Annotated in this window: 4 protein-coding genes and 2 pseudogenes; 2 read left to right on the forward strand and 4 right to left on the reverse strand. The window is 63.5% G+C overall.

The genetic code is table 11. The annotated features are described in order from the left end of the window. Positions 1 to 31: 31 nt before the first annotated feature. Genes ACEXHE_RS04295 through ACEXHE_RS04305 form a run of 3 tightly spaced genes read right to left on the reverse strand, consistent with a single transcriptional unit; the run spans position 32 to position 6961 of the window. A complete protein-coding gene (locus ACEXHE_RS04295) occupies positions 32 to 3463 on the reverse strand; it encodes a hypothetical protein (protein ID WP_374784820.1) in 3432 nt (1143 codons plus the stop codon). Further along, a complete protein-coding gene (locus tag ACEXHE_RS04300) occupies positions 3390 to 6008 on the reverse strand; it encodes a S8 family peptidase (protein WP_374784821.1) in 2619 nt (872 codons plus the stop codon). The genes ACEXHE_RS04295 and ACEXHE_RS04300 overlap by 74 nt, the downstream gene beginning before the upstream one ends. Continuing rightward, a complete protein-coding gene (locus ACEXHE_RS04305) occupies positions 6005 to 6961 on the reverse strand; it encodes an AAA family ATPase (protein WP_374784822.1) in 957 nt (318 codons plus the stop codon). Before ACEXHE_RS04305 ends, ACEXHE_RS04300 begins: the two co-directional genes overlap by 4 nt. Positions 6962 to 7295: 334 nt before the next feature. Here ACEXHE_RS04305 and ACEXHE_RS04310 point away from each other — a divergent pair. After that, positions 7296 to 8595, forward strand: a pseudogene (locus ACEXHE_RS04310) (IS256 family transposase). A gap of 46 nt (positions 8596 to 8641) precedes the next feature. Beyond that, a pseudogene (locus ACEXHE_RS04315) lies at positions 8642 to 9316 on the forward strand (SCO6880 family protein); the annotation flags it as partial. A gap of 3 nt (positions 9317 to 9319) precedes the next feature. Here ACEXHE_RS04315 and ACEXHE_RS04320 read toward each other — a convergent pair. Then, a complete protein-coding gene (locus tag ACEXHE_RS04320; RefSeq protein WP_374784823.1) occupies positions 9320 to 10387 on the reverse strand; it encodes a hypothetical protein in 1068 nt (355 codons plus the stop codon). Between the last annotated feature and the right edge of the window lie 122 nt (positions 10388 to 10509).

Genomic DNA, 10509 nt, shown 5'->3' on the forward strand with positions numbered 1-10509 from the left:
AGCCTGCCATCAGTGACGCTTGCGGAGTCCACTACTCATGGCTGGTTACGGACAAGGCCAGTCCTGCCGCATCACCTGTGGTCTTCGACACGCGTTCAAGGAGAGGCTGAACACGGGCGCGTGCGTCCGCCCATCTTGACGTCCAAACGTCTGCGGCAGCGGCAGTGTCGATCTGACTGATGGCAGCGTCGAGGACAGCGGCGTCCAGGTCATCTGCGAGAGCAATGAATCGCGCTATCCCTGCCAGATCATGGTTCTGAGGCTTCGTAATCGCCGGCACGAGGTCGCCACGCATTTGGCTAAGCCATTGGATTGCCGCGTCCCGATCGATACCTGCCACAGCGCCTAGATCGGCGGTGAGTGCTCCCCATCCCGAGCCGGCTGGAGCGTGAGTCTCCACGCGCACGCCTCTGCGGATCGAACGTATCGCGAGGTCTGGGTACTGTCTCACGAGCACGGAAGGGAACGGCTCAATGTCCTCCTCATGCTCTTCGAGGAACCCGCGAACGACGCCGTTGCCCCGCTCTCCCCAGCTCAGGTGGTGGAGCATGTGCTCGATCGCGCCGAAAGGACGGCCTTCAGGCCATCCTTCCTCCCGAGCTTCTTCGACGACACGCAAGAGCCAGTCCGTCGACAAGTTGCTGGCGATCTCGTCCGTAATATCTGTCGACAGGTACGAGAGCCACGCGAGCAGCAGGTCGAGGTTGTGGAGTTGATACTTCTTCTTGCGTTCTAGCGAGAGAGCAGCGGCGGTCCAGTCAACCGCCTGCATCTCTGCGAGAACGGTCGCGGCTAGTTCACGAAGCGCAGGTTCGGTAGCTTCCATGAACGCGGTGCGAGCGGCGTCCGACTCGTGGGGCTCGCGTTCGTCATCATCGTCATCGCGCGCGGATGGCGCATCGGCGAGCATGGCTACGAGGATCATCGTGCCGAAGATCCAGTCTGAGAAGTTACTTGCCGCGTCCGCGAGGTCATGTTCCATCGCGTCCCGAATCTCACCGGCGCAGGCCTCGAAGACCGTTCTGGCTGTGCGAGGGGCGATGGAGGCGAGCGCGTCGATGAGGTCGTACACCTCAAACGGGTGCGATCGCGAGTCCCTCTCCGACAGCCAACGTGTGAGGGCATCTGGGTCGACGCCTCTATCACACTCGTCGCTCCAGGCAAGGAGGTTTCCGCTCCGCCAGTCTGGGCAGAGTTCTTGGATGAGGTGGGTCCAGTCCATCGCCGACCAGCGGGTCCCCGCGACAGAAAGCCGTTTTGCAATCATTCTGGCCGCGGCGGTGCCCCGAATTCTCTCGTAAGCAGCTTCGTGATTTGAACGAAGCCCACTCAACATCCATCGGTAGCCGTTGACTTCTTCGGCTGCCACATACGGAAGCCACTGGATGATGCTGCTCGCAAGCTCATCGGCGGCTGATTCGGGCAGTTTGAGCAGCCATTCGGAGGCCCAGAGGAGGTTCAGTGCGACGCCGCGGTCGCTACCAGGCGTCGCTGCGAGGCACTGGCGGAGAAGACTCTCGGAGACCTCCTCATCGAGAATTGAGGTGGCCCACCGGTAGCGGTAGGCGTCCATACGATCGAATACTCGAAAAAGCCAAAACTTGCCCGCGACTTCAACTTGGTTGTCGAGCAGGGCTGCACGAACGCCCGCTCGTACTGTGGCCCCGATCCCGTCGGCTTCGCGTTGTCCGAGATTCTGCAAAGCCCGCTCAGCGATCCGGATGTGTGCGGCCCGGACGCGGCCGTCATGTTCGCGGATGAGTTTCTCGTTAGTCAGAAGCAACAGTGCCCGGTCGATGCGATCCACTTGCGGTGCACCCTCCGGACCGAAGCGGGCGCTCGCCTGCTTCGCGGCCATAGAGGCAAGCTCCTCACGTGTAACGCCTGCGTCTCTCGACGTCATCTGAGCTGTGCAGATGAACGCGAGCACCAGGGCAGCATCAACGTCCTCAACAGCCCGATCCAGTGCACCGACAATACGACGCTCGCCACCTGACGCCACGAACATGTAGAGCCATGGCTCTGTAGCCGTGCGCGCCGCGAGGTCGAGACGTTGCTCGGGCGTATCCGAGAAGACGGACCATCGCACCCGGTCGTCAAGTCGCGTCAGCAACGGGGCGACCATGTCGATATTGGCTCGGCAGTACTCATCGAGAACTCTTACCGCCTGGGCCGCGAGAAGTGTCTCATCGTCCCGAGTCTCCAGCCGTTCTGTGGAAACCAAGAGGACAGCGTGCGTGTCATCCGCAGATGATTCAAAATCAGCGACCACCCCGCGCTCAATGGCTTGAGCGTCGTCGATCACCGCAAGCACGGGACCTTTCAGACGACGGAACTCTTCCACATCGACAGTTGAAGCAACGCCCGCCTGCTTCAGTTCAACAACCTTCCATCCCTCGCGGTTGAGCCGACGAGCAGCGTGGAATGCCGTGACAGATTTTCCCGTACCGCTAGACCCAGACAAGGTCGCGAACCGCGACGCGAGCAACCGCTCCGCGAGTCGCGGAGCAGCCGGCAGTTCAGGACACGCATCCACATCTGTCGGATGAAGACGCTCTCCCCTCAGCGCCGCCAGAAAGTTCCGACTTCGGAGGAACGTGACGTACTTCCACCCTCTTAGCGGGTCGACAGGCGCAAGCGCTGTAGCAAATCCCGCGAGTGCCCAATCAGCGCTTCCCACGATCGCTCCGTCGCCGGTGGCAGACGGTCCGACGCGGACAACAGGCCATCGCTCTTCCAGCGGTGCAAGCAACGATTCGACGACAGTCGCATCACTGCCGCTGTAGCCGAGCACCATGAGTGTTCGCGGCCGATCCGAGAGTTCTGTGACACGGTCAAGCACCCCTGCGGGAACTTGGCCGTCCTCGTCCGGAAGCACCCAGTTTCCTTCCGGATGAGCGGCATCCCCGTGCGGCTTATGCAGAAGGCCGGCTGGCAATCCGACTCCGTACATGCGCTCATGGGCCCGCTCGAGGCAGGTATCCCAGTTGTACGAGACCACCGCCTCGACGTGTCCGGTGTTGACGAGACGAGCAATATCGAAGTGAGCGCTCGACGGTTCTCGGTCAGCATCGAGAGCAACAAAGGCTGATTGAAAGGACAGCCTGGCGGAAGGAAACTCTCGAATAAGCTCCCACCCCACCTGAAGAGCCGCGGAGTCTGACGGCAGAATTTCTTTCGCGCTTCCTGTGGCGCTCGTGCGTGCCCGCAACTCCGCGAGAGCGTCGGGAACATCTTCGATTGCCTGCCAGATAAGAGGCGGGAGCTGCGCTGTCATGGGGTAGCCACCGGCGGACAAGCCTGCACCAACGACGACAAAGGCGCCGAAGGACCTAACCATTCCAACCGCGTGCGCGAGCTCTACGTCTCTCTGGACAGCGCTCGTTGCTCTAGCCATTCCCCTGAATTCTCTCGCGCGTACGATCAGAGATCCGCTGTCGGAGCTGCGCGCGAACCTCATCATGGATGGTCGTGGAAGTTTCCTCGGCCGTTTCAACGGAGACCACGAGCGCGTAGCGGACGGTCTTGCCTGCACGGAGCCTTTGGGCATCGTCCATGCATTCGACGTGGATGGGGAACGCGTCGCCGTCGCCGAAGACCATCGTTCGAGTCCCTTGGACGATCTCGTGCTGGAGACTCCCCCGCCTAACCGCGTTGTGCTCAGCGTCCGTTCGGTCTCCGCCGGCGAGGCTGGTATCGGGTGTCGCGAAGTAGACCTTGGCACCTCGATACCTTGTGAGCTGACCCACGGTCGGAACCATGTATGCGAGGGTGATCGTGAAGCGGTGCCACTCCGCTCGCGCCCGAAGGGACGGCGGCAGAGGCAAGTCGTACGTGTGGCGCTGGTTCCGCGCGATCAGTCCTCCGCCAACGAGTACAGCTCTGTTTGTTGCGGCGGTTCCGAGCCTGCTGGCGTCGAGCCGCCCATATCCGAGAAGCGCCGTCAGGCTCCGACGGGCCAGGTGATTGCTGAGTCCGAGTTCGCGGCGGAGTCTCGGTTCCCAGTCACCCCAGTTGCTTGCGTGGGTAAGGAGGGCGCGTACAAGCAGTGGGTGGTATTGCGGATCGGGCAATGCTGCGTCCTGGGCGTCGGGTGCGCCTGCTTCCAGGATGTCGAACAGGCGACTCGCCTCGCGCGTCACCAATGCGGTGGCGTTGCTGGTGCCGACCGTAAACACGGTGTTATTGGTCGCGCCAGCTCGTCCGGGAGCGGCTACTTGGAGGCCGGGGCCCGCGATCGCTGTATGGGCCGGCTCGATGGTCACTGTTTCGTCACCGGGCGTGGTGATCGGGCGGGTGTAGAGCACCCTTCCGCCGGTGTGGTGGAGGTCCGGCTTGACGGATCGATCGACACCGGGACCTGTCGCACCGTAGTGAGCCGGCGCGCCTGGGTGGGTGATGTCCCAGACGGTGTCGGGCACGTCGATGTCTCCGAGTCCGTCTTCGTGAGTAGCGCCAATGGTGAGTGCGTTGAGTGCGTCGCCCGGGGGCAAGATGCCCCGCAGGAGCGCAGCGTCGTAGACGGAACGAGTTGCCGCTGACCGCGCGGCATCGGAATCCGTAAGGGTGGCGGCGGGGATGATAATCGGGTCGCTGTGGTTGCCTGCGCTGACGATAAAAAGCAGGTTGTAGGAGTGGGCGAGCCAGTCGAGCAGACGTCCGACGGGGCTCATCCTCCTCACGAGGGCTCTCGCTTGGGCACCAATGGAGAGGTTGACGATTCGGACGCTAGGTGCGACTGCTGCCCTTCCCCCTTCGCCCTCGACAATGCGCTTGACGGCCTGGTGTAGGAGGTCGGTGAGGAGTCGGTTGGGAAGGATCTGCTCGTACCCTGGGGCGAACTCGTGGGGCCGCATGATGGGTCGTACGTACAAAGGGCGGTCCAGAGGTTCGCCGCCGCTGGAGAGGTCGCCTTGCACGATGAGAGACGCCATCGCAGTGCCGTGATTGCGTGATGACAGCGGGTAGCTTTCAGCAAGACCTTCAGGGTCATCGACCACCAGTCTGCCTGCGAGAGCGTCGTGGTTCGGGAACGGGAGCCCGTCAAGGAGCGCGATGCGTGGCAGGCCATCCACTCGGTCTCCGGGTGGGAGTCGGACTTTTGCGACGGGTTCGAGCGTAGGGGGCGCGACGCTCATGGGCGTGAACGGGCTGACGAACATGACCTCGTCGGTTGAGAGCAGCCGGATGGATTCCGCGCCATTGTTGAGCACGGATTGAACTTGTTGGATAGGGAGTTCCGCCAGCACCGCGTGATAGCCGATGTCGCCGATCTGTGATTCGTCGATGACTCGTCCACCGCTGGCAGTGATGGTTTGTTCAACATGAGTCTGGGCGCTGACGCGCTGGACCGCGTCGCGTCGGTACCAGAGTTCGATTTCCACCATGACCGTGCTGACGGACTGTCCGACGAGGTCGAGGGTTTCCTGCCACTGCTCGCGCAGCCCTGTCTCACGGATGCGATCCTCTGGTCCCCATCGTCGGATCGCGGTCAACTGTTGAAACGCCGACTTGAACTTGCCAAGGCCGTGCACGAAGGAGGCCGATGGATCTTGCTGCCAGAGGGCGAACAATCTCAGAAGTTCTTCGATCGCCTTGGCACTCGACATCACGAGGTAAAGGGAGTGCGCAACGGGTTTATCCGTGCGACCCGCTTCCCGTTCGGCCATGTAGAAGTCGTCGTCTGGATCGGATCGGTCCCCCAGCAACTCGGACAGAAACTCAAGACCGTCAATCTTGTCGATCGCGTTACGGAAGTCCTTGATGCCGCCTGCGAGGTCGAAAACAACCACCAGTGCTGGATCCACTTCGTCAGGGGTTTCCGCGGAGAGACGCACCCGCTCCGCATCAAATGCTGCGGTCAGGTCACCGAATTGAGGCGCTAACCGCTCTCCTTGCCTGCCCGCACCGGGTTTGGATAGGCGCGGCATGTCTCGCGGGGTCTGCGTGGGCCGTTCGGCTACAACTGGCGGACCGAATGCCAGGAGCGGGCGGCGCTCCGCGGTCACGCAGTGGCCTGACCGCGCCTGTGCTCAAGACGTTCTTGCACAATCCGCCGTAGGTTGCTGTCCGGCAGTTCCAGCACCGCTCGGCGGCGCACGTCGAGAGCAAACTCTTCCAGTTCGGAGTAGCTGGCCCCAGCGAGTTTGTCTGCCAATGTACGCGGAGCGAATCCGAGGTCACCGCCGAGCCGGGCGGCGAGCCGTTCGAGGAACCGCGTTGCTTCGGAGCGGCTCGGGGGTTCGAGTTCGGCCCGAATCTGGAAGCGCCTCCATGCGGCGCGGTCGAGCAGCTCGCTGTGGTTGGTCGCGCCAACGAAGAGTACGTGCGCAGGGAGCCGGTCGATCTGGAGCAGCAAGGTGGACACGACGCGCTTGATCTCGCCCGTCTCGTGCTGATCTGACCGCTCTTTTGCGATGGTGTCGAGTTCGTCGAAGAACAGCACGCATCGGCGCGTGCGAGCAAATTCGAAGGCGTTGTCGAGTCTGGCGGCTGTCTCACCGAGGAAGCTGGACATGACGCCTTCGTAACGAATCACGTAGAAGGGGAGCATCAGTTCGGAAGCGATAGCCTCCGCGACGCTGGTCTTCCCATTGCCCGGGGGGCCGGACAGTAGGAGCCGGTTGCGAGGTTCAATCCCATAGCTGCGGAGCAGCTCAGCGCGCTTCTGCTCCTCAATCAATTCTGTGACGACCCGCAGTGGAACGGGGGCGAGTTCAAGGTCATCGAGACGACGACTGGGGACGACTTCGTGAACCAGGTCGCGAATCGCAGTGGCGCGATCATCGCGGACTAGCCCTTGCCCGGTCGTGGTGATCAGCTCAGAAAGACGGTCCGCAACGAGGTGGTGCTGGTTGGCACGCTCTTCGGCGATCACCGCTTCTACGAGGGTGCGGAACCGATCACGGTCCCCGTGACGCTCGGCCTCAACGAGGTCCAGAAGCAGGTCGGCGCGCGCCATCTCTCGCCTCCCTCAGTTGAGTGCTGACATCCTTCGCCAATCTTACCGGTGGCGATGATCAGGCTACTGAGCCGCGCCGACATCCACGGCACCATGTGCGCGTGAGACCTTCCTGAGGCGAACACGAATCAACAGCGCGAGGCTGATGGGCCCGGTGAAGGCGAACTTCAGCGCGTTCCAGATGAACGGAAGCACCAAGAGGTGCAGCCACCAGTTGAGTCCCGCATAGTGGTGTAGCGCCCGGTGGTCGGGCATGTCGTCTCAGACGTGGACGCGGCCACCGTGTGATCCTTCGAGTCAACCTTCCACAGAATCCTCGAATGGAGTCATCACGATGACCGCTCCTCATATTCTCGACCCTGCCGGCCTGCTCGGCGAAGCCCTGTCCGAAGCCTCGCCGGACATGATGCGCCACCTGCTGCAGACCATGATCAACACCTTGCTGTCCGCTGATGCCGACGCGGTGGTCGGCGCCGAATGGGGCAAGCCCAGCTCCTCCCGCACGGCACAGCGCAACGGGTACCGGCACCGGGACCTGGACACCCGGGTCGGCACCCTGGACGTGGCCGTCCCCAAGCTCAGATCGGGCACGTACTTCCCGGAATGGCTACTTGAACGCAGGAAGAGAGCGGAGTCGGCGCTGATCACCGTGGTAGCGGACTGCTACCTGGCCGGGGTCTCGACCCGACGGATGGCTCCCCCGCTGCACGCTTCGCGATAATCGCAGCGGGCGGTACCCCCAAGCTGGTCAAGACCCTGGGCGTCAACGCCCTATCGAAATCCCAGGTGAGCCGGATGGCCACCGAACTGGACGAACAGGTCGAGTCCTTCCGACACCGGCCCCTGGGCCAGGCCGGCCCGTTCACGTTCGTGGCCGCCGACGCGCTGAGCATGAAGGTCCGCCAGGGCGGGCGAGTCGTCAACGCCGTGGCGCTGTTGGCCACGGGGGTCAACGCTGACGGCCACCGCGAGGTCCTCGGACTCCGGGTCACCACCTCCGAGACCGGGTGCGGCCTGGAACGAGTTCTTCGCCGACCTGGTCGCCCGCGGCCTGGCCGGGGTCCGGTTGGTCACTTCTGACGCCCACACCGGACTCAAGGACGCCATCGCGGCGAACCTGCCCGGAGCGACGTGGCAGCGCTGCCGCACCCATTACGCGGCGAACCTGATGGGCAACACCGGCGAAGTCCATGTGGCCGGCCGTGAAAGCTATGCTGCACAGCGTCTACGACCAGCCCGATGCCACGGCCGTCAACGCCCAGTTCGACCGGCTCCTGGACTACGTGAGCGAGAAGCTGCCCACCGTGGCTGAGCACCTCGACGCCGCCCGGGCGGACATCCTGGCCTTCACCACGTTCCCGAAGGACGTCTGGACCCAGATCTGGTCCAACAACCCGGCCGAACGGCTCAACCGGGAGATCCGGCGTCGCACCGACGCGGTGGGCATCTTCCCCAACCGTGCGGCGATCGTCAGGCTAGTGGGTGCGGTGTTGGCTGAGCAGACCGACGAATGGGCCGAGGGCCGCCGCTACCTCGGCCTGGAAGTCCTGGCCCGCTGCCGCCTCACCACCGTGACCAACACCGGAGACGAGGTGGACACCGACACCGAACTCACCCTCGGCCTCAGCGCCTGACCCCACGAAGGATCAGACCGTTACACCATCACGAGGGGCTTGACCCCGCCAGGAGATGTCCACCCTCGTTGCAGCTCTGCGCTCCGCCGACCTCACACCCTCCAGATGGCTCACCGCTGGGCAGATCGCCGTCATCCTCCGCGGTGCCTATGACCCGGCGATCGCCGCCACCCTCGAACGCCACGGCGAGCTGGGACAGAACCTCGCCACCGCCGGCCCGGTCGCAGTCAACGAGTCCTGGACACGGCTGCGCACCGACTCCGCCCACCACACGACACTGTGGATCAGTGAGTGGCCCCGCTCGATGGTCTATCCCGGATTCCTGTCGCCGGTACTGCTGTCCCCCGGCATCCAGCGCTCGTTCTCGCTTCTGTGCACTCCGATGCGCTCGGACCAAGCCGCCCGGGACATCCGTAAGAAGAAGGTCGAGCACATCAGCGACGCCGCTCAGAGGGCGAAGATTGGCCAGATCGAGGACGCCGCCCTCACTGCCGAGTACCAAGACGTTCTCCAGCAGGAAGCCGACCTCCCCGCAGGCCACGGAGTACTGCGCTACACCGGTCTCATCAGCGTCTCTGCCCCTACCGTCGACGAGCTGGAAGCCGCGGTCGCGGCTATTGAACAGGCAGCGATCCAAGCCTCTTGCGAGACCAGGCCCCCCGTTGGTCAGCAGGCGGCGGCCTTTACGGCCGCCGCGTTGCCTCTGTGCCGGCCTGTGTGAGGTTTAGGCGGGGCCGGTGGGCCTGACGAGGATGGTTGTTGTCGGGTCGACATCGGGGGCCCATGCCAGCGTGGGCAGATCGGCACTGTCCAGTCCGTCGAGTTCGAGACGGACCTGTCCGGCCAGGTGGGCGGAGTTGACCGACTGCCCGTTGGCAATTGCGGCGTAGAACTGGGCTGCGTAGTTGATCGCGTCGGCATCGTCGATGCTGTCGGCCATGCCGATCGCGAACGGCACGACCTGGTCCACCAGATCATCGATCTGGGCTGCGGACTTGCAGGAGTTCAATAGCACCAGCAGCGGCGGATCATCGGTGGCGCGGATGGCGTTGGCAAACGCGCGGGCCGTGACGATCACGCCGCCGTGCGGTGCGTCCTGCTCGTCCTCGAACACGATGAGGTCCTCGTTGCTATGGCCTGAGAAGTGCACCACGTGAGGGCGGAACTTGGTAATTCCGTCGAGGAGGTCATGGGTGGTCGCCGCCGGACGGACGTCGAGTTCGATCTGATCGCGATTCAAAGCGGATTCGACGGCCGCACGGATGCGCTTCTGCTCCCTTCCCACTCGGAGGTCTCCTTCCGAGGATGCTCCGAGAATCAGGACCCGAAGTTTCTCCGGCTGGGGGGTAGGAAGCTGGCGGAGAACCTGGTCGACGGCTGATTCGGTTCCACTGATCCGTGACTCCAGCGTTGCCCGATCGGCGGCAGTCCGCCGGTCCGCCTGCTGCTGTTCGCGTTTACGGCGGCGCTCCGCGGCATCTGCCTCAGACTGCTCGGCTCGCGTCAGCTTGGTCAGCAATGCTGACTCCTCTTTCGAGTGCCCGGCAGCCTTCGACTGCAACCGGCCGGCCTCCTTGCCTGCGGCTTCGGCTTCCTGGTCTCTACGATCAGCTTCGCGGAGCTTGCTCTTCGCAGTCGTCTCGCTCTTGGTCTTTGAAGCGGACTGTCGGGCCTTGGCAGCCTCGGCACGTTTCTTGGACTCTTTCGTCCGATACTCGCCGGCCTTCTTCTCTGCCTCGATCCGCTGCTTGCGTTTCCGTTCAAGCTGACCCCGGTACTGGCTCGCGCTCATCTGCTACCCCTCGCTCCATTGCGTCCACTCGTAGCCACGCTACGCCCGGCCACGGACACCCTTGGCTGATCGCCGCGCACCTGCTTGACACGCTGACCTGCCCTACGGTTTGGTTTCCACTC

Origin of the sequence: Micrococcus sp. IITD107 (assembly GCF_041927415.1) — a bacterium.
In the GTDB taxonomy this organism is placed as follows: Bacteria; Actinomycetota; Actinomycetes; order Actinomycetales; family Micrococcaceae; genus Citricoccus; species Citricoccus terreus.

What these genes read in the sequence shown, in the direction of transcription:
- ACEXHE_RS04295 (WP_374784820.1), bottom strand. Translation starts at nt 3,463, where the DNA reads ATGATGAGGTTCGCGCGCAGCTCCGACAGCGGATCTCTGATCGTACGC.
- ACEXHE_RS04305 (WP_374784822.1), bottom strand. Translation starts at nt 6,961, where the DNA reads ATGGCGCGCGCCGACCTGCTTCTGGACCTCGTTGAGGCCGAGCGTCAC.
- ACEXHE_RS04320 (WP_374784823.1), bottom strand. Translation starts at nt 10,387, where the DNA reads ATGAGCGCGAGCCAGTACCGGGGTCAGCTTGAACGGAAACGCAAGCAG.